The following is a 17,853-nucleotide window of genomic DNA, read 5'->3' as shown; positions in this document are numbered from 1 at the left end:
CCGGTGTTCCGGTCTGATGCCGACCAGCGAACCACTGATGCCGACAAGTTGGTAGTAATATCGCGAGGCGTTTATTGTTTTGTCACAATTTATGTGAGCTCCCCACTATCCAGAGGGGAGCTCTTTCTCAAAATAACCACATCTCTTTGCACCAAATCATATTTGATTCAACCATGTCAAACCATATCGCTTCATGAGCATTAATAGTGATCTTCAATCAGCTCAAAATATGCCTGCGGATGCTTGCAGACTGGGCACATTTTTAACGCTTCCTTGCTTTCATGAATGTGACCGCAGTTGCGGCATTTCCATCTGGCAGTTTCACCCTTCACGAAGAATTCTCCGGTTTCAACCTCTTCCAGCAGTTTGAGGTAGCGCTCCTTGTGCGCTTTTTCGATCTTGCCGATAGCCTCAAAAACATAGGAAATGTCGTTAAAGCCCTCTTCCTTGGCTTCCTTGGCCATGCGCGGATACATTTCTGTATGTTCCTCAAATTCTCCCGCTGCCGCTGCTTTCAAGTTGTCTATTGTTGAGCCAATACCGTTAAGGTATTTAAAGTGCAGTTTGGCGTGCTCTTTCTCATTATCAGCAGTTTCTAAAAAATATTCCGCAATTTTTTCATACCCTTCCTTTTTGGCTACTGAAGCAAAGTACGTATACTTGTTTCGAGCCTGTGATTCCCCGGCAAAAGCCTCCATAAGATTTTTCTCTGTTTTGGTTCCTTTGATTTCTGGCATGTGGTATTCCTCCGGTAATTTTATTCCTTCATGGCGCGCATGATCAGGTTGAAGTATTCTTGAGTGCCAACAAACCCCTTGAGACGCTTATGTGCGATCAGACAAGGTCGAAACGGTCAAGGTTCATTACTTTGTCCCAAGCTGCCACAAAATCGTTCAGGAACTTTTCCTGAGAGTCCTGACATCCATAAACTTCTGCCAAAGCCCTGAGTTGGGAGTTTGAACCAAAGATGAGGTCAACACGGGTGCCGGTCCATTTGAGTTCACCAGTTGCGCGATCACGTCCCTCGAACAGGTCGTCGGCATCCGAAGCCGCCTTCCACGTGGTGCCCATATCAAGCAGATTCACGAAGAAGTCATTATTGAGCGTTTCTGGTTGCTTGGTGAAAAGTCCGTGTCGGGACTGTCCGAAATTGGTATTTAATACGCGCAAACCGCCAATGAGTACCGTCATCTCTGGAGCAGTCAGCGTCAGCAATTGTGCCCGATCAATCAACAGTTCCTCTGCCGATACGGCATATTTGGTTTTGAGGTAGTTACGGAATCCATCTGCAGTCGGCTCGAGTACGGCAAACGACTCTATGTCGGTTTGCTCCTGAAGTGCATCCGTGCGCCCCGGCGCAAAAGGAACGGTCACAGCGTAGCCGGCATTCTTCGCCGCTTGCTCGACGCCTGCGCATCCCCCAAGAACAATCAGGTCGGCGAGTGAAACCATCTTCCCGCCTGACTGCTCATTGTTGAACACATTCTGGATTCCTTCGAGGATCTGCAGCACTGTTCCCAGTTGGGCGGGTTGATTGACTTCCCAGTCCTTCTGCGGAGCGAGGCGCAAACGCGCTCCGTTCGCCCCGCCACGCTTGTCGGAGCCGCGGAACGTGGATGCTGATGCCCAGGCCGTCGATACCAGTTGATAAATGGACAGTCCCGAAGCGAGAACTTTGCCCTTGAGGTTGGCAATATCCCGCTCATCAATCAAATTGTGAGTGGCAGCGGGAACAGGGTCTTGCCAGATCAGTTCCTCCGCCGGAACCTCCGGGCCGAGGTAGCGCGAGCGGGGGCCCATGTCGCGGTGGGTCAGTTTGAACCACGCCCTGGCGAAGGCATCCGCGAATTGATCAGGGTTCTGCTGGTAGTTCCGCGCAATCGGTTCATAGATCGGGTCAAAGCGAAGCGAGAGATCTGCTGTGGTCATCATCGGCCGGTGCTTCTTTGAGGGGTCGTGTGCGTCATCTACCATATCCTCATCGGCCACGTCCTTGGCCAGCCACTGGTTCGCGCCGGCTGGACTCTTGACCAGTTCCCACTCGTATTTGAACAGCACATTCAGATAGCCCATGTCCCACTTGATAGGGTTCGGCTTCCAGGCACCCTCGATACCGCTGCTGATAGTATCGCCGCCTTTGCCGCTTCCAAAGTTACTGATCCAGCCGAGCCCCTGCTCTTCGATGGGGGCTCCTTCTGGTTCAGGACCCACATGCGTTGCAGGTCCGGCACCGTGACACTTGCCAAAGGTGTGACCTCCGGCGATAAGTGCAACTGTCTCTTCGTCGTTCATGGCCATGCGTGCAAAGGTTTCTCGAACGTCACGCCCCGATGCCACCGGATCCGGGTTGCCGTTCGGCCCTTCCGGGTTCACATAGATCAGCCCCATTTGTACAGCGGCAAGAGGAGTCTCGAGTTTCCGGTCACTGGCGTAGCGCTTGTCTCCAAGCCACGTATCCTCTGACCCCCAATAAATGTCTTCTTCGGGCTCCCAGACATCTTCACGTCCGCCACCGAAGCCAAATGTTTTAAAGCCCATCGACTCCAGAGCACAGTTGCCGGTCAGAATCATCAGGTCAGCCCAAGAGATTTTTTTGCCATATTTCTGCTTGATCGGCCAAAGCAAACGGCGTGCCTTGTCGAGGTTGACGTTGTCCGGCCAACTGTTGAGCGGTGCAAAACGCTGCGAACCGGAGGATGCGCCGCCGCGGCCATCGCCGGTGCGGTAGGTGCCTGCGCTGTGCCACGCCATACGGATGAAAAGCCCCCCGTAGTGACCGTAATCAGCAGGCCACCACTCCTGCGAGTCGGTCATCAGTGCATAGAGGTCCTTTTTAAGCGCCTCCAGATCAAGTTTTTTAAATTCTGCAGTGTAGTTAAACTCCTCGCCCATCGGGTTAATCATTGTGGAGTTCTGATGAAGAATCCTGAGGTTCAACTGGTTCGGCCACCAGTCCCGGTTCGAGGTGCCACCTCCGGCAACCTGTTTGCTGCTTCTGCCCGTGACCGGGCATTTGCTGTCTGTACTCATCTCCGTTCTCCTTTCACTGTTGTTGAAACATAATGTTACAGTTACTCATTCAAACAATCCTTACAGACACCGTAGATTACGACGTTTCTGGTATCAATCCGACCCCAGTCGTCAATGTTCTCGGGTAGAGGAGCGGTATCGACCTCTTGCCAGATGAAATCAATTATCTTGCTGCATGTTCTGCAAATCAGGTGATGGTGTTGATAGCGGGCTACCTCAAACCGGGCAAGGCTGTGAACGGTATCAACTTTTTTTGCGAATCCATGCTGCTCAAAAGTTGCAAGCGTCCGGTAGACGGTGTCCAGTGACATTGACGGAAAGGCTTCGTGTAGCCTCTGGTAAAGTGCTTCCGCAGTTGGATGGTCCGTTGACAAAGCTAACTCACGATATATTACAAAGCGCTGATTCGTGAACCGTATCCCTGCGTCCCGGCAGGTGCGCTTGAACTTTATAAGGAGGTTTTCTTCAGTGTCTGACATAATGGGTTTGTTACCAGTCTATTTAAGAATAATTCTTATAAAGATACTATCACAAAAAAAGGTTTCGTCAACTTTTTCCAGGCATATTATTGCTTTTTCCTTCTCATAGATTCACCCTTCAGTTCAAGCTTGTAGGCGTTGTGTACCAGCCTATCCAGAATGGCATCAGCCAAAGTAGGATCTTGCATACCATCATGCCAAGCCTTTACCGGTAACTGGCTGGTAATGACACACGCCTTCCGGTCATAGCGGTCCTCAACGATCTCCAGAAGCTCCCGTTGTTCTTCCCGAGTCATGGGAGAGATGAGGAAATCATCCAGGATCAGCACCTCGCACTTGACTATTGGCGCAATGAGTTTGCTGTATCGTCCGTCATGCCTGGATACCGCAATGTCCTGAAGAAGTCGCGGGATCCTCTGGTAGAGAACAGAGTGGCCATCACGGCAGGCCTTTTGTGCCAGTGCACAGGCCAGATAGCTCTTGCCAGCTCCGGTCGGGCCGGTGACAAGTATGTTGTGACGACTCTTCACCCACTGGTTTCCGGCAAGTGACATAACGGTTGAACGATCCATGCCTCGCCCCTGTCTGAAGTCCAAGTCCTCAATAGAGGCAGCAAGGCGGAGTTTTGCATTTTTGAGCCGGTTTTGCATTCGCCGGTTCTCCAAATCAGTCATCTGGTAATCCACGATCAGGCCGAAACGCTCCTCGAAGGTGAGCTGTGCCATGTCCGGGCAGTGCATCTGGTCTGCAAAGGCTTTAGCCATTGCGGCTAGCTTCATGGAGTACAACTTCTCGATAGTCGGTTGTGTCAGCATGCGGTTTCCTCTCATCATTGTAGTAGTCCGTGCCTCTGATATTCTCGTGGGCAACGGAAAGTAATTGTAGCTGTGCGGGTAATGGTTTTTTGTCCAGGTTGTTATCGAGTATCGACTTTATGCTTTTGTAGTTGACGCCTTTGATGTACAGCGCCCGCTCGCAGGCAGCTTCCAACCGCTCTTTGCTAAAGCGTTTTCCCAGAGAAATTATGCCCAGACAGGAATTGAAGCCATGCTCCGGAATCAGTTTTCTTGAGAGAATGGCTGACACAACCTGGGCTGTAGCCTTGCCGGTGCCGGCAGCCCAGGAGATCAAACGCTCCGGTGTCCATTCAGCGTACACCCGGTGAGACCTCGGCATATGCTCCGGGATGGTCGTATATCCTCCCTTTACTGATGACTTGGGATGGGATGTCACGCGGTTTCCCTTATGGAAGCATTCGACTGTTGTCTCGGTATAGCGGATCTCCAGTTGTTCCCGTACAAGGCGGTGAGGGGCGCTGTAAAAGTGATCGTCCAGCTCAAAGTGATAGTTTATGTTCAGTCGAACCTTCTTGAACTGGGAATATTGATAATGGCTGTCAGGTAACGGCAGCATTGCCGGCCGATCCAATTCTTGGAAACTACTCGTGCGGGTGCCCGGCAATTTCCTGAAGGGACGATTGTTTAGGAGAGCAAGGCGCTCTTTGATTGCGGCATTTGCCTCAGCCAGACTGAAGAAGGTTCGTTTGCGTAATCCGGCAAGGATGAAGCGCTGGACGATCTGAACCCCGACTTCGGCTTTTGATTTGTCTTTTGGTTTTCTGACACGGGCTGGAATGACAGCGACACCATAGTGGGCGGCCATGGCAGCGTAGGTTGGATTTATGTCAGGCTCGTAACGGCAGGTTTTGCTAACAGCAGAAAGCAAGTTGTCGGGAACAATGGTTTTTGGCAGACAGCCAAGGAAGGTAAATGTTCTGGCGTGTGACCCGGTCCAGTCAGGAAGTGACTGTGACCATGTTGCCTCGGCGTAGGTGTAGTTGCTGGCACCCATCACCGCCACAAATACCTGGGCATCCCGAATCTCTCCGGTTGATGCATCGACAATCGGTATAGTTTGCCCGCAGTAGTCAACGAACATCTTTTCGCCTGCCCGGTGTTCCTGGCGCATGGAAAGGTCGAGTTTCTTCTTCCATTTGCGGAACAGTTCGCAGAACTGGGAATACTGATAGCCAGAAGGGTTTTGCTCTTTGTACTCTTGCCATAGAAGCATGAGCGTGAGGTTTTTATGAGTAACAAATTCAGCGTTCAGGGCATGCCAGTCTGGCGGGATGCATTTACGGTGAGATGAACCGGGATTGATTGGGTAAAGAAGTGTCTCCAGTCCCTCATCATCCAGGGCAAATGGTAAGGGCCAGGAAAGATTGGCGGCTGAAGCTCTACAGAGGGTATCGGTGACGGTCGTCTTGCCGATACAGCAAGCGGTGGCAATTGATTGCCTACTCTGGTTACATGACCAGGCTAAACGGAGTATCTCTCGGATTTTTCGCATGGTAACTCTCTCTTGTGGCATCGTTTCCCCCTCAAATAGAATGAGGAAAGGATACCTGTTGAGTTACCTCGCGACTACATCACAAACAACCGGTCGGATTGCTCCGGAACAGCGGTCGGATTCCTAACGGAATACCGGTCGGCATCAAATCGGAACGGCGGTCGGCATCCCGCCGGAATCGCGGTCGGATTCATCCGGAATACGCACATTGAATGTTTCCTCTTCATTGATTGTAAGGACCTACATATTTCAGGCATTCAAAATCCCTGCTGGTAGTATGGAACCTACACTGCTGATAGGTGATCACATCCTAGTAGATAAAAGCAAATCAGCCAAAAATCCAAAACAAGGCGAAATAATTGTATTTGAATACCCTGAAGATCCTACAAAGGATTTTGTTAAACGAGTTGTAGCAATAGAAGGGGATACTATTGAAATTAAGGACAAGAACCTTTTTGTAAACGGCAAACAATTGCAAGAGCCTTATATTGCTCACAAAGAATCCAACACAATACCGGCAACAGTCAATCCTAGAGATAACCTTGAGCCTAAAGTAGTTCCTCCTGGATCATATTTCACAATGGGAGATAACCGTGATAGAAGCTACGATAGCCGCTTCTGGGGCTTTGTGCCAAAAGACAAAGTGAAAGGTACAGTGAAAAATATTTATTGGTCATGGGACCGAGAAAAGAGTGCTATTCGCTGGGACAGAATTGGCAACAAAGTCCTGTAGATCAACCAGGCGGCGGCACACAGACTCTGACGCGCTGGTGCGCCACCACGACGTTATATTCATAACAACAGTATCAAGTGATGCCAAAAATGAAAAAACCACGGACATGCATATTTTGCGGCAAGAAAGGAGAGATGTCTAAGGAACATTTTTGGCCAGAGTGGCTGAGTAAGCATTTCCCAAATGGTCCTGCAGATCGTTACATATCGGAACTTCATGAAAGCGAAGCAAAGACTCCGTTACAGCTACAAAAAAGAACCGAAAGGCAAGGGAAAGTCATAACTAAAAAGATAAGAGTCGTCTGTAAGGGTTGCAACAATGGATGGATGAGCTACCTTGAAACGAAGGTAAAACCGATAATTGCAGCGGTGATCACTGGTAAAAGCTACGTATTAAACAAAGAAGAAATAAATGACCTATCACTTTGGGCAACAGTGAAGTCAATAGTTGGCGAGCATGCAGAAGGACACACTGCACTTACGCCAAGCGTTGATAGGTACCGGGTCTACACGGATCATGAGATTCCTGAATATTTTAGTGTCTTCCTGGGTGTTCACTCTTCAGAAACTAAGGCTGCCTACCTCCGCCATTCAGGCACATTATCATTATCAATACTTGGCCCAGACCCAACTTTGCCGCCTGACATTCAAAGAAATACGCAGACAATAAGCTTCCTTGTTGGCCCCTTACTGTTGCATGTGATAGCAGTGCGGGTAACAGGCTTTAAATTTATCGATGAAATATTTTCGTCAAGTGAGCTTATAAAATTATGGCCGACAGTGGTAGAGGAGATTGATCTATCTTCACTGAAAGTAATTGATGATGCTGGACTTGGCGTAATTGCTCGAAAACTTGGCAAACTGATGTCATCTCCGATGGTACGTTATGGCGGCAACTTACCCACGAGCCCTTGTGATGTCATCTAACCATCGGCAACAGCGGTCAAGCCGCTGGTGCCTCAGCCCCGTTGGTTACCCAAAAGGAGGCATTACATGACAATAAAATGGGGAGTATTCTTTAAAACATGTCTGTTTCTGGCGAGTTTTGGTGCATTTCCAACACCATCGCCAACCCTGGCCCAGGAGGGCTACGCCAACCCTGATCTGGGGACTGTAGTTACAACTCCCGATGCTTTGGCAACACCCCTGCCTGACACAAAAAAAGCAACCTTGTATGAACCGAAACCAGGCGAAAAGCTGTCCTTCAAACAGATCGCTGAAATTTTGAGGACCACACGCAACCTTGCCGGCAGAAATCTGAGCGGACTCAACCTTGTCGGATTGGACCTGAGTGATTGTAGCCTGCAAGGCGCAGATATGAGAGGCGCCAATCTCGAGCGCGCCAACATGATGGGATCTAACCTTGAACGGGTTGACATGACCGGAGCAAACCTGAAAATGGCAAGCTTCTACCAGTCGGCCCTGACCGCCGCGAAACTTGATAAGGCTGTTCTTGATGGCGCCATCTGGATTGACAAAAGTATCTGTGCAAAAGGTTCCATCGGGGAATGCGTTAAAATCGGCACAAAACCGGAATGAATCCTCCAGAAATAACAGGTGGAGGAAAACCCTAAGTCGAATTGATTCCCGACCCTTACGCCCATTCCCTGGCATATCCCCCCTCAGACCCTGCTTGATTCGAGCTCTTTCAGATAATAGACAATCCTCATCCCCCTCCTAACCTCCCCCTTGAAGGGGGAGGAACTTATAGCAATTCAAGCGACTTATCAGAATGATTCTGGTACATTGATGTATCAAGATATGAACCTATAACAAGCATTTGAAACTGGGATGAATTGGATAAACACAGATAAATCAGATAATTAAAAGCAACAGATTGTAAACCAAAAAGGTGAAGGACTATTTGTTAGAATCTTTAGGTTTTATCCCGTGTTCATTCTATGTATCTATGGTTACGTGCCGTTTTTAGGTTGAATGCCTGGGTGGACGAAAAACTGATGAAGCGGATTCCGAATCCCCTGTGGCAGCCAGGAAATTCGGTGTCACGAGGTGTCATGCTGTATCACAGTGATCGCCGTGGAGCGGTGTGGTTCTGTTTACCCTATTTGGGTTTGACTGTATCTTTACCAGCATGCTAAACAAGAGAGCGAGAGAGGGCGTTATGCCTCTACGGATGTCAAAGACCTCACCACGATACCAGGATGGTTTGAATAGAAAGGAATCAAATGACACGCGATGAAGCCAGAAACAAAATCATTTTCGCCCTGGATGTGAACGGGCTGGCCGAGATAGACCGCTATGCCGGAATGCTGGCCGGAAAGGTCGGCATGTTCAAGGTCGGCAAGGAGCTGTTTACCTCCTGCGGTCCCGAGGCGGTCAAGACCGTGCAGCGCCATGGCGGACAGGTCTTCCTCGACCTGAAATACCACGACATCCCCAACACCGTGGCCAAGGCCATGCTGGAAGCGGCCCGGCTCGGTGTGCAGCTGACCAACCTGCACGCCCTGGGTGGCGGCGAAATGATGGAAACCGCCGCCACGGCCGTTCGCAAGGAGTTCGGTGATGCCCGTCCGCGCCTGCTGGCGGTGACGATCCTGACCTCATCCACCGCTGAAACCCTGCGGGGTGTCGGTATCGAACATCCGGTGCAGGATATGGTCGTACGTCTGGCCAAACTGGCCCAGGATGCCGGCATGGATGGCGTCGTGGCCTCGCCCCTGGAAATAGAGATGATCCGCGCGGCCTGCGGACCGGACTTCCTGATCGTCACCCCCGGTGTGCGTCCGACCTTTGCATCGGCCGACGACCAGAAGCGCATCATGACCCCGGCCGAAGCGGTACGTGCCGGGGCCGATTACCTGGTGATCGGAAGACCGATTGCCAAGGCCTCTGATCCCGCCGCTGCAGCCGATATGATTGCCGATGAGATCGTGGGAGGGTGCCTATGAAGGGTGAACTGATATTCGGCGTTAATCCGGTCAAGGAATCCCTGCAGGGTACCCGGGGGGCCTTCAATCTGTATGTGCAGATCAGCGCTACCGACCACCGCGTGGAAAAGATCATCAAGCTGGCTGAAGATCGCGGTGTGGCGGTACATCGCCGCGATAAAAACGATCTGACCAAGATGTGTGCCTCGTCCCATCACCAGGGGATTGCCCTGGAGGTCGAACCGTTCCGCTATGCCGAGCTCGATGACCTGCTGGCAGCGGTTGCCCAATCCGGTGCGCCAGGCTTCCTGCTGGTGCTGGACGGCATCCTGGATCCGCACAACCTGGGGGCCCTGATCCGCTCGGCGGCCTGTGCCGGGGCCAATGGCGTCATCATCCCCAAGGACCGTGCCTGCGCCATCACCGCTGCAGCTGAAAAGGCCTCGGCCGGCGCCGCGGAGACGATCCCGGTTGCCATGGTTACCAATATTGCCCAAACCCTCGAAACCCTCAAGAAATCCGGCTACTGGATCTATGCCCTGGCCGGCGAAGCCAAACAATCGGTTTATGGCCTGGACTTTTCCGGCAACGTTGTGCTGGTGATCGGCAGCGAAGGGGAGGGGATCCGCCCGCTGGTGCGCAAACAGAGTGACGTGGTCATGTCCATCCCCCAGTATGGCGGCGTCGGTTCGCTGAATGCCTCGGTGGCCGGCGGCATTGCGCTGTTCGAAGTGGCCCGCGGTTTGCGGGGAGCACCAAAACCTTGATGAAGTATCTGGTGAAGAAAGGGATCCATGTCACTTAAAGGCGATCTGGAGCATTTTCCCATAATCGATGTCATCCAGCTGCTGCACGGCTCCCGGAAATCGGGCGTACTGCGGCTCTCCAGCGAAAAAGGGGAGAGCCAGCTGGTGTTTCATGACGGGGACCTGGTCAGCGCCAATTTCCTCAATAGCCGGGTGCGGGTCGGGCAGGTCCTGGTCAGTGCCGGCGCCATCACAGAGGATCAGCTGGCCCAGGCACTGGCTATCCAGGAGAGTGCCGGTGATGACCGCAAGCCGCTTGTCATCACCCTGCTCGAACAGAACATGGTTGACGAAACCGCGGCCTATAACGGCATCGAAGCATTGATCGAGATGACGGTGGTTGAGGTGCTGACCTGGAAAGAGGGGCACTTTACCCTGGATATTGCCAGTAACGGCCATGCCGGCGGCTACCATTTTTCCCGCACAAAATTCCCCCAGAGAATCCTGCTGAACGCCCAGGGGATCCTGATGGAATCGTTGCGCATCTTTGATGAAAAGGTGCGGGATGGTTCCATGGATGAGATCCTGAGCATTGCCGGCGTCAACAACCTGGACCTGGATGCGGAACAGCCCGGCAGCAAGGCGCCGGTTATTTCATCGGATGGACGCGCTCAGGACGATGGTCCTTCAGTACTTCAGCATCTGCTGGAAGAACAGCGGAACATGATCCAGCGCAGCAGTGATCAAAGCTACCGCGAGGTGGATGCGGTCAAGAAGCTGATAATTGAAGAGTTCCCGACGGCAGCCAAAGAGCAGAAACGACAGCTGTTATCGCTGCTGGCGGGTTCCGCACCGCAAGAGGCGGTTTTGACGGCGCCCCCGAACATTGCGGTGATTGTGATTACACAGTCACAGCTGCTGTCGACAATGGTCCGGTCGATCTGTTACCAGGAGGCTGTGTATGTGGTTTCGACCGATAACATCGTCTCGCTGGATATCAACATCAGGCTGCTGATGTGTCAGACGCTCCATCTGGTTATAATTCTTGATGTCCCCCATGCGGATGGCGAGCAGGATACCATCAGGATCTGCCGGGAACTGCAGCAGTACCCGCAGGCCTCGGTCGTACTGGCAGCCTGTTCCCGGTTCTGGCACACGCAGGCCCTGCAGGCACTCAGCCTGGGAATCCGCTCGATTATTCCGCGCCCCTGCAAGGAATGTTCAAAAGAATCAGCCGCCCAGCAGGCCCTTGAGTTCTGCTCCGGTTTCGGGGCTTTTCTTCGCACCCTGTCTGCGGAGTACCGCAACAGCGATGACCAGCGTTTTTTCACCTGCATCACCACGCTGCGCAGCTGCAGGACCCGCACGGAGATCACGGTTGCCACGCTTACCTACCTGATCGAAGTGTTTGAACGTGCCGTTGTTTTTTTGGTGACAGAAACCGAACTTGTAGCGGAGCAGTCTTTCGGGGTCAAGGGGGCGAAAGGTGAGGGAGTGGTAGCGCTTTCCAACCTGAGTGTGCCGCTTGATGATCAGGAGATTTTTGAAGATATTGTTAAAACCGGTGAGCTGTATTACGGCTTCCATAGCGATTCGACGTGGCCGCATCAGCTGTACCGGCTGATCGGCAGGCCGGACAGCCCGGAAGTGCTGCTGTTCCCCTTTATCCGCGCAAACAGTGTCGTAGCATTCATCTACGCTGATTTCGGATCGAAACTCGCTTCATCTCCTTCTCTTCATTATCTTGATGCACTGGCACAGTACACAACTGCCCAGATCAGTGTGTCGGCATATCGTCAGAAATTGAAATCCATGCTGGGTGAAACCGAGAACACACACCCGGCTAGATTGGACTGAAGGCAGGTTTTTGTAAGGGGGGTCAGGGAGCAGAAGCAGCAGGGTGTGTCGAAATCAGGCTTTGCAGCCAGTTTACGACGGTTTCACGGTGAAACCGTACCGATCCACCCATCTTGATCCGGCCGGGGAGCAGACCGGATTTGTCCATCCTGATCAGGGTCGCCCGGGAGATTTTAAGCAGTACGCACGTCTCGGCAACGGACAACAGTACGGCGTCCGGGTCAAGCGCCACAGCCTTTTTGGGGGCCTTCGTGACAGGTTGCGACTTGGATTCCGTTGATTTTGATTTTTTTGTCTTTGCTGCCTTTTTTAGCGGGCTTTTCTTTTCTTTTTTCTTACCCGCCGGCGCTGTTTTCGTTTCCTTTTTCTCTGCCTGAATCAATACAAAATCATCGAGCCCGGCAAACAGTGGAGCATTGTCCATAATATTGCTGTCACTGATTTTCTGATTGTTTTTTTTCTGCGTGCGGTCAGGGGTGTTCTTGGGTGGCATACGAATACTCCAGGTGCTGTTTATTTGTATCATGCTGCGTCATGCTGAGACATCAGGTGTCTTAGGGTGTCGGTGCTTCGAAGGCATGCTGCGCTGCCGTCATCGGCAAGACCCCGATGGTGACTGAAGTGATTCCCTCACGCCGTATATACAGCATGTATCAATTTGAGTCAATCCGTATCGGGCTGTTGTGGTGTGCATCAATTTTATTCACCCGTCCGGCCGACAAAAACCTCCTTTTCTGCAAGACTATCGTAGTACACGTCCACCCCATCCGCATGTCGCAGGAATGTAATTCCCATATTGTCCGTCCCGGCTGAAAAAAACCCGTAGGTTTGACTGAGGGAGCCTTCGTACTTCCAACAGGCCGGGGTCGCAAGTTGCAGGCAATGCCCATCCAGCAATCTGCAACTGGCTACGGACGCGCCATTGAAATCCAGGTGAATCCGACCGGACTCCAGCCAGTCGCAGGGTGTTTTCAGGCCGCTCAGTTGAAACGCCGTGGCTATGTCTGCTGCCGGACCATTGCCACAGAACTGCAGGCCGCAACTCACCAGATGGCTGATGTACGCGTCTGCATCTGACGGCGACATAAAAGCAACCCTGGCAATCTCGCCATCCGAACACAAGGTCCGGTTCGGTACATCGGTGACGAATTGCTCCCAACCACCCGGATACTTGCGCTGAATTGTTTCGCATCGAACAATAATCGAATGAGCCTCAATAAGAACCGACATGATCACTCCTCGTGAATAGATACCCAGTGGTCTGCAACGAGCCCTCTTTATCGTAACTTTATAGCAGCAAGATGAGTCTTTGCAAGGCTCCAAAGAGATCAGATTGCGTGTAATTCTGATTGGTATGTCTCTAGGATGGAATGTTGCCGATTGTTATCGTAAAATATCGTCGTCATGCGCCCTGTCTGATTGATCTGTTGTATTAACACCGCCGGCAACAATATAGTATACCGCGGCAAGTAAAATTGTTATGACAGCAACCGTGTAGGCGAGTTGTTGACCATGCCACAAAGAAGACAGCCAGGCACTGGCATCATTGGCAACTAATGCCATTTTTCCGCCCATTCTCTGTACCTCGTACGAAAAACGCTTTGACTGCTCAAATTCAGCAAAAGGGTTGTCAGGAATGTCGTCAGCCGTCAGATAGATGGCTGCGGCACTGCCAAAACCGATCAGCAGGATGCCGAGGGTGACGAGATGGTAACGCTTTAATGGAGACAAGGTTTTCATATTAGCTGACATAGAATGCAGGCTAATCATATGGCGATCAAATAACAAGTGTTCTTTCTGTATAACATGTGAAATCTCTTATTCTTTATTGGAACCAGAGGATCAACAACGTTGATTATGCAGTGGTATGGTGTAGACTGAAGATAGTGGTGAACTAAAAACAACCAGTTACTACGGAGTTTAGCTAAATGGAAGCCAAAGAAACCTTTGTCCCGATCAGTCTGGAAAGTATCGAGCCGGTTATCTTTCCCGATGTTGCCCTGTATATCAGAACCGGCGGCAACTATGTGCTCTACAAGAACCATGGCCGGGATTTCAGCGATCATGACCATGAGCGTCTTTCCAAACATGGGGTCGAGTTTGTTTTTGTGTCCAAGGATGACATGGATGTCATCACCAGCTATATGGAGGCAAGCGCCGAGCGGCTGCTCAACAGCGATATCCTGAATGCTAGGGCCAAGGGGAAGATGATCTACCAGACATCTATTAACTATGTGGATGATATTTTCAACAATCCGGATAAAACCACTGACCTGAAGCGCACCAAGCGTCTCATAGAAAACCTGATGCTGTATCTCTCAATCAATCCGGACGCGATCAGCTCCCTGGAAACGGTTATGTCGCACAACTATCACACCTTTGTACATTCGTTGCAGGTGACCTCCCTGACGCTGCTGATGCACTCCGAGGCCTATTCCTTGTCCCGTGACGAGATGCTGGATGTCGGAACCGGAGCGATTCTTCATGACTTCGGCAAGACCTTTGTCCCGCAGGAGATCCTCAATAAGAACGGAAAACTGAACGAGGCTGAAATTGAGATTCTGAAACGCCACCCTGAACAGGGCTATGAGTTTCTGCGGGACAAGGGGGCGCTTTCTCCGGTTTCGCTTTCGATCGTGCGGCTCCACCATGAGCGCTGCAACGGCAGCGGCTATCCCCTGGGACTGGAGAGCAGGGACATTCCGCGCAGTGCCCAGATTACCGGGGTTGCCGATGTCTATTGCACCCTTACGACTGACAATCACGGCAACAATACCATGCCTGCCCATATTGCCCTGCAGCTGATGCGCAATCAGATGAAAGCCCTGTTTGCCCCGCATCTGCTGGATACCCTCGAAAATCTTGTCTGCACCGAAGACGTTCAGCAATTCATCTTGTAATATATCAAACGAACTCACCTTGCAGTACAGCATATGGAGCTATTGATGATGAATCAGATTACCCTTGACGGTATCACTCTTTCCCTGGCCAGGCCGGTGGAGCTCAATCTGCAGTGGGTCGGCCAGGAAGAGCTGCTGACGCAGCTGCTGGCGGCCTGGATGGTCATCGATGAGCGGGACATTCCCTTCAACCCGCGACTGATCGGCAAACCGGGGGTCGGGAAAACGACCCTGGCCTATGCCGCAGCCAAACGCCTGGAGCGGCCGGTCTACCTGTATCAGGCCACCATGGACACCCGCCCCGAGGATCTGATCATCACACCGACCATCGGGCCGGATGGCCGGATCCAGTACGCCGCCTCGTCGCTGGTCTCGGCCATGCTGGTCGGCGGGGTGCTGATCTTGGATGAAGGCAGCCGCATGAGCGAGAAGGCCTGGGCCTCTCTGGCGCCGCTTCTGGATGACCGCCGCTATGTGGAGTCGATCATTACCGGCCTGCGCATCCCGGCCCAGCGGGAGTTCCGCATCGTCGTCACCATGAACGAGGACTCCTCCACCTTCGAGATCCCGGAATACATCCATTCCCGCCTGCAGCCCCAGATCTACATCGATTTCCCAGAGGCCGACGAGGAGCTGGTCATTCTCCGGGAAAACCTTCCCTTTGCCGAAAGCGACATCCTTACGTACGTGGTAACGTTTCTCCAGCGCGCCCATGCTGCGGATGAGCTCTATTCCGTCCGGGACGGCATCAACATCGCCCGGTACGCCCTCAAGATGGCCGCAGCCGGCAGTTCACAGCCCCGGGATCTGTTGCGCCTGGCCGTGACGCGGATCCTGGGGAATGAAGCCCTGTCGTACCTGGACTGACCATGCCCAAACGCCTGTATCTTGAACGATTCGGTGCGGTGCATGCCCTGCCGGTGCTCCATTACCGTATGGAGTTCGCCCAGCTGGTGCGCATGGCCTTTTCTCACGTCCACCCCGATGCCGTAGCCATCGAGCTGCCCCCCACTCTGGAGGCGCCTTTTCTGAGGGCGCTGCGCCGTTTGCCGCAGATCTCGGTGATCAGCTACCAGGCTGTCAGTGGGAAAAAGGCCGGACTGGAAGCGGCAGGAACGGTCTATCTGCTGGTGGAGCCGGCCGATCCCCTGGTGGAGGCGGCCCGTCAGGCTCTGGAGCAGGGAATTCCCCTGCATTTTATCGATGTGGATACGGACGGCTACCCTAGTCACCGTGAGCAGTTCCCCGATTCCTACAGTATCTGTCGCATCGGCCTGGAGGCGTATTTCCGCGCATACAGAGCAGCCGGCTCCAGACAGGCCGCCTGCCAAGAGGACCAGCGGCGCGAGCAGGGCATGGCATACCGCCTGCAAGGATTATCCCGCCAATTCAAGAAGATCCTGTTCGTCTGCGGCATGGCTCATCTGGATTCGATCAAGGGACTGTATGCCTTGCCGCAGGCTGCACCCCTTGAGCGGGTCCGGCGTGAGGGCGTCAATGTATTCAATCTGCATCCTGATTCCTGCCGCGAGATTCTGGCCGAGTTTCCATTTTTGTCTGCAGTCTACGAGGTGCGGCGCGGCCCGCTGCCCGAGGAGCCGGAAGAGAGCGGCAACGGGCTGCGCAAGCGTTTTCACGCCCTGGAGCTGATCAACGGCGGCAAACAGCAGCTGTCCGAAGAACAGCTCATGGAGAACGCCATCCGCCGCTCTGCGCGTCACCTCGGTCGCGAAGGTACCTTTCCGGACCGCCAGCGCCTGATCTACCGGCTCTTCAGCGAGGCGGCCCGCCATTACCGCCAGGAAACCGGCGAGAGCCTGCATCTCTGGCAGAAGCGGGCCTTTTTCCGCTTCGCCCGCAACTACGCCCTGCAGGGGGACATGCTGCTGCCGGACCTCTTCCAGCTTCTGGCAGCGGCACGCGGCTGTATCGACGACAACTTCGCCTATGCCTTTTGTCGTCTGGCCACCTGCTACCCCTGGCAGACGGAGACCAGCGATCTGGCCACGATCAGCATCTCTCCGGAAGAGATCTGGGGCAACAGCCGCCGCATCCGCTTCCGACCGCGCCAGAAGCGCAGCAAGGGGCTCTCAAAGCTGGGGCTGCTGGGGCGCAAGCGTGAGGCCCGGCCTGGCGAGTGGCTGGAGGGCTTTGACGATCCCTCGATCTGCTCCTATCCGGCAGAGGATATTGCCGTGGAGGAGTACGGCCGATTCCTCAAGCGCAAAGGGTGCCTGCAGCTCTCCGAGGAGCTGACCCGTACGGAGAGGTTCAGCAGTTCGCTCCTGGACGGAATTGACATGCGCGAAACACTGCGCAATATCCATGAAGGGTCGATTTACGTCCGGGAACAGCAGCGTGCCAAGGGTGGGGTGGGATGTCTGGTGGTGATCTTTGATGAGGATCGCAAACGTGAGCGCTATCCCTATTGCATGACCTGGCTGGGAGAACACGAGCAGGAGTCGGATATGGCCTTTTATGCCACCGATCCGGCTGAAAACATCGTCGGGCCGGGGATCTGCCGCTGCGAGTACGGCGGATTCATGCTGGCCTACCCGCCGCGGCGCATGATGGATGTCTGGCATGACCCTGATTACAGGATGGCGGCAAACCGGGGTGAGGTGCTGCTGATGGCAGCCCTGGACTACTCCATCGAGAAACATGTGGTGTATGCGGCCGCCCGGCCGCCCCGCAGCATCTTCAAACAGATGGCCGCCCGCCGTGACCGCAAGATCGTCTACATCCCGCTCGGATCGCTTTCTCCCCACAAGCTCAAGCAGCTGCGGATACTGCACATCCTCTCAGGCAAGGATAAACGGGATATTGCACGGGATTATATCTGGTGAACCTGGAGGGAAGTTTCATCCGGGAA

16 protein-coding genes and 1 pseudogene are annotated in these 17,853 nt (G+C 53.1%); 9 read left to right on the top strand and 8 right to left on the bottom strand.

Annotation, left to right across the window (positions count from 1 at the left end; translation table 11 throughout):
- Window positions 1–200 precede the first annotated feature (200 nt).
- The 5 genes and pseudogenes from rbr to istA form a co-directional block, all read right to left on the bottom strand.
- Complete coding sequence (gene rbr, locus ACOCF6_RS22325) at window positions 201–737, bottom strand: rubrerythrin (RefSeq protein ID WP_482458390.1); 537 nt, start codon at window positions 735–737, stop codon at window positions 201–203.
- 97 nt (window positions 738–834) lie between these two features.
- Window positions 835–3,030: a catalase/peroxidase HPI gene (gene katG / locus ACOCF6_RS22320; RefSeq protein WP_482458389.1), complete on the bottom strand. Its 2,196-nt coding sequence runs from the start codon at window positions 3,028–3,030 to the stop codon at window positions 835–837.
- A 41-nt stretch (window positions 3,031–3,071) separates the two neighbouring features.
- Entirely contained in the window at window positions 3,072–3,509 is a 438-nt protein-coding gene (locus ACOCF6_RS22315; RefSeq protein WP_482458388.1) for a Fur family transcriptional regulator, read from the bottom strand.
- Window positions 3,510–3,595: 86 nt separating this feature from the next.
- A complete protein-coding gene (istB, locus tag ACOCF6_RS22310) occupies window positions 3,596–4,324 on the bottom strand; it encodes an IS21-like element helper ATPase IstB (protein WP_482458387.1) in 729 nt (242 codons plus the stop codon).
- Between the two features lie 16 nt (window positions 4,325–4,340).
- Window positions 4,341–5,858, bottom strand: a pseudogene (gene istA / locus ACOCF6_RS22305) (IS21 family transposase); the annotation flags it as partial.
- 208 nt (window positions 5,859–6,066) lie between these two features.
- Here istA and lepB point away from each other — a divergent pair.
- The 6 genes from lepB to ACOCF6_RS22275 all read left to right on the top strand — a co-directional run bounded on the left by lepB (window position 6,067) and on the right by ACOCF6_RS22275 (window position 12,081).
- On the top strand, window positions 6,067–6,591 hold the full coding sequence (gene lepB / locus ACOCF6_RS22300; protein WP_482462529.1) for a signal peptidase I: 525 nt from the start codon (window positions 6,067–6,069) through the stop codon (window positions 6,589–6,591).
- A 134-nt stretch (window positions 6,592–6,725) separates the two neighbouring features.
- A complete protein-coding gene (locus tag ACOCF6_RS22295) occupies window positions 6,726–7,517 on the top strand; it encodes a hypothetical protein (RefSeq protein ID WP_482462528.1) in 792 nt (263 codons plus the stop codon).
- Window positions 7,518–7,583: 66 nt separating this feature from the next.
- Complete coding sequence (locus tag ACOCF6_RS22290) at window positions 7,584–8,129, top strand: pentapeptide repeat-containing protein (RefSeq protein WP_482462527.1); 546 nt, start codon at window positions 7,584–7,586, stop codon at window positions 8,127–8,129.
- Window positions 8,130–8,776: 647 nt separating this feature from the next.
- Complete coding sequence (gene pyrF / locus ACOCF6_RS22285) at window positions 8,777–9,499, top strand: orotidine-5'-phosphate decarboxylase (RefSeq protein ID WP_482462526.1); 723 nt, start codon at window positions 8,777–8,779, stop codon at window positions 9,497–9,499.
- Window positions 9,496–10,245 (top strand): 23S rRNA (guanosine(2251)-2'-O)-methyltransferase RlmB, encoded by a 750-nt coding sequence (rlmB, locus tag ACOCF6_RS22280; protein ID WP_482462525.1) that lies wholly within the window; start codon window positions 9,496–9,498, stop codon window positions 10,243–10,245. Before pyrF ends, rlmB begins: the two co-directional genes overlap by 4 nt.
- A 27-nt stretch (window positions 10,246–10,272) precedes the next feature.
- Entirely contained in the window at window positions 10,273–12,081 is a 1,809-nt protein-coding gene (locus ACOCF6_RS22275) for a DUF4388 domain-containing protein (protein ID WP_482462524.1), read from the top strand.
- Between the two features lie 22 nt (window positions 12,082–12,103).
- Here ACOCF6_RS22275 and ACOCF6_RS22270 read toward each other — a convergent pair whose 3' ends face one another.
- The 3 genes from ACOCF6_RS22270 to ACOCF6_RS22260 form a co-directional block, all read right to left on the bottom strand.
- Window positions 12,104–12,574: a helix-turn-helix transcriptional regulator gene (locus ACOCF6_RS22270; protein ID WP_482462523.1), complete on the bottom strand. Its 471-nt coding sequence runs from the start codon at window positions 12,572–12,574 to the stop codon at window positions 12,104–12,106.
- A gap of 206 nt (window positions 12,575–12,780) precedes the next feature.
- Complete coding sequence (locus tag ACOCF6_RS22265; RefSeq protein ID WP_482462522.1) at window positions 12,781–13,311, bottom strand: hypothetical protein; 531 nt, start codon at window positions 13,309–13,311, stop codon at window positions 12,781–12,783.
- Window positions 13,312–13,464: 153 nt separating this feature from the next.
- Window positions 13,465–13,821 carry a hypothetical protein gene (locus tag ACOCF6_RS22260; protein ID WP_482462521.1) on the bottom strand — a complete coding sequence of 119 codons (357 nt, stop codon included), beginning with the start codon at window positions 13,819–13,821 and terminating at the stop codon, window positions 13,465–13,467.
- Between the two features lie 188 nt (window positions 13,822–14,009).
- Between ACOCF6_RS22260 and ACOCF6_RS22255 the strand changes: the two genes are divergently transcribed.
- Genes ACOCF6_RS22255 through ACOCF6_RS22245 form a run of 3 tightly spaced genes read left to right on the top strand, consistent with a single transcriptional unit; the run spans window position 14,010 to window position 17,827 of the window.
- Window positions 14,010–14,981, top strand: a complete 972-nt coding sequence (locus ACOCF6_RS22255) for an HD-GYP domain-containing protein (RefSeq protein ID WP_482462520.1) — start codon at window positions 14,010–14,012, stop codon at window positions 14,979–14,981.
- 48 nt (window positions 14,982–15,029) lie between these two features.
- Window positions 15,030–15,848 carry an AAA family ATPase gene (locus tag ACOCF6_RS22250; RefSeq protein WP_482463420.1) on the top strand — a complete coding sequence of 273 codons (819 nt, stop codon included), beginning with the start codon at window positions 15,030–15,032 and terminating at the stop codon, window positions 15,846–15,848.
- A gap of 2 nt (window positions 15,849–15,850) precedes the next feature.
- Window positions 15,851–17,827 carry a TraB/GumN family protein gene (locus ACOCF6_RS22245; protein ID WP_482462519.1) on the top strand — a complete coding sequence of 659 codons (1,977 nt, stop codon included), beginning with the start codon at window positions 15,851–15,853 and terminating at the stop codon, window positions 17,825–17,827.
- The last annotated feature ends 26 nt before the right edge of the window (window positions 17,828–17,853 follow it).

The sequence above is a fragment of the Geobacter psychrophilus genome, assembly GCF_056821595.1.
The sequence above is the reverse complement of the archived record's forward strand: the minus strand, read 5'-3'. Positions and strand labels throughout refer to the sequence as shown.

Excerpts from the sequence above, each read along its gene's own strand:
- rbr (WP_482458390.1), bottom strand. The coding sequence starts at position 737 with ATGCCAGAAATCAAAGGAACCAAAACAGAGAAAAATCTTATGGAGGCT.
- katG (WP_482458389.1), bottom strand. The coding sequence starts at position 3,030 with ATGAGTACAGACAGCAAATGCCCGGTCACGGGCAGAAGCAGCAAACAG.
- ACOCF6_RS22315 (WP_482458388.1), bottom strand. The coding sequence starts at position 3,509 with ATGTCAGACACTGAAGAAAACCTCCTTATAAAGTTCAAGCGCACCTGC.
- istB (WP_482458387.1), bottom strand. The coding sequence starts at position 4,324 with ATGCTGACACAACCGACTATCGAGAAGTTGTACTCCATGAAGCTAGCC.
- ACOCF6_RS22295 (WP_482462528.1), top strand. The coding sequence starts at position 6,726 with ATGTCTAAGGAACATTTTTGGCCAGAGTGGCTGAGTAAGCATTTCCCA.
- ACOCF6_RS22290 (WP_482462527.1), top strand. The coding sequence starts at position 7,584 with ATGACAATAAAATGGGGAGTATTCTTTAAAACATGTCTGTTTCTGGCG.
- pyrF (WP_482462526.1), top strand. The coding sequence starts at position 8,777 with ATGACACGCGATGAAGCCAGAAACAAAATCATTTTCGCCCTGGATGTG.
- rlmB (WP_482462525.1), top strand. The coding sequence starts at position 9,496 with ATGAAGGGTGAACTGATATTCGGCGTTAATCCGGTCAAGGAATCCCTG.
- ACOCF6_RS22275 (WP_482462524.1), top strand. The coding sequence starts at position 10,273 with ATGTCACTTAAAGGCGATCTGGAGCATTTTCCCATAATCGATGTCATC.
- ACOCF6_RS22270 (WP_482462523.1), bottom strand. The coding sequence starts at position 12,574 with ATGCCACCCAAGAACACCCCTGACCGCACGCAGAAAAAAAACAATCAG.
- ACOCF6_RS22265 (WP_482462522.1), bottom strand. The coding sequence starts at position 13,311 with ATGTCGGTTCTTATTGAGGCTCATTCGATTATTGTTCGATGCGAAACA.
- ACOCF6_RS22260 (WP_482462521.1), bottom strand. The coding sequence starts at position 13,821 with ATGAAAACCTTGTCTCCATTAAAGCGTTACCATCTCGTCACCCTCGGC.
- ACOCF6_RS22255 (WP_482462520.1), top strand. The coding sequence starts at position 14,010 with ATGGAAGCCAAAGAAACCTTTGTCCCGATCAGTCTGGAAAGTATCGAG.
- ACOCF6_RS22250 (WP_482463420.1), top strand. The coding sequence starts at position 15,030 with ATGAATCAGATTACCCTTGACGGTATCACTCTTTCCCTGGCCAGGCCG.
- ACOCF6_RS22245 (WP_482462519.1), top strand. The coding sequence starts at position 15,851 with ATGCCCAAACGCCTGTATCTTGAACGATTCGGTGCGGTGCATGCCCTG.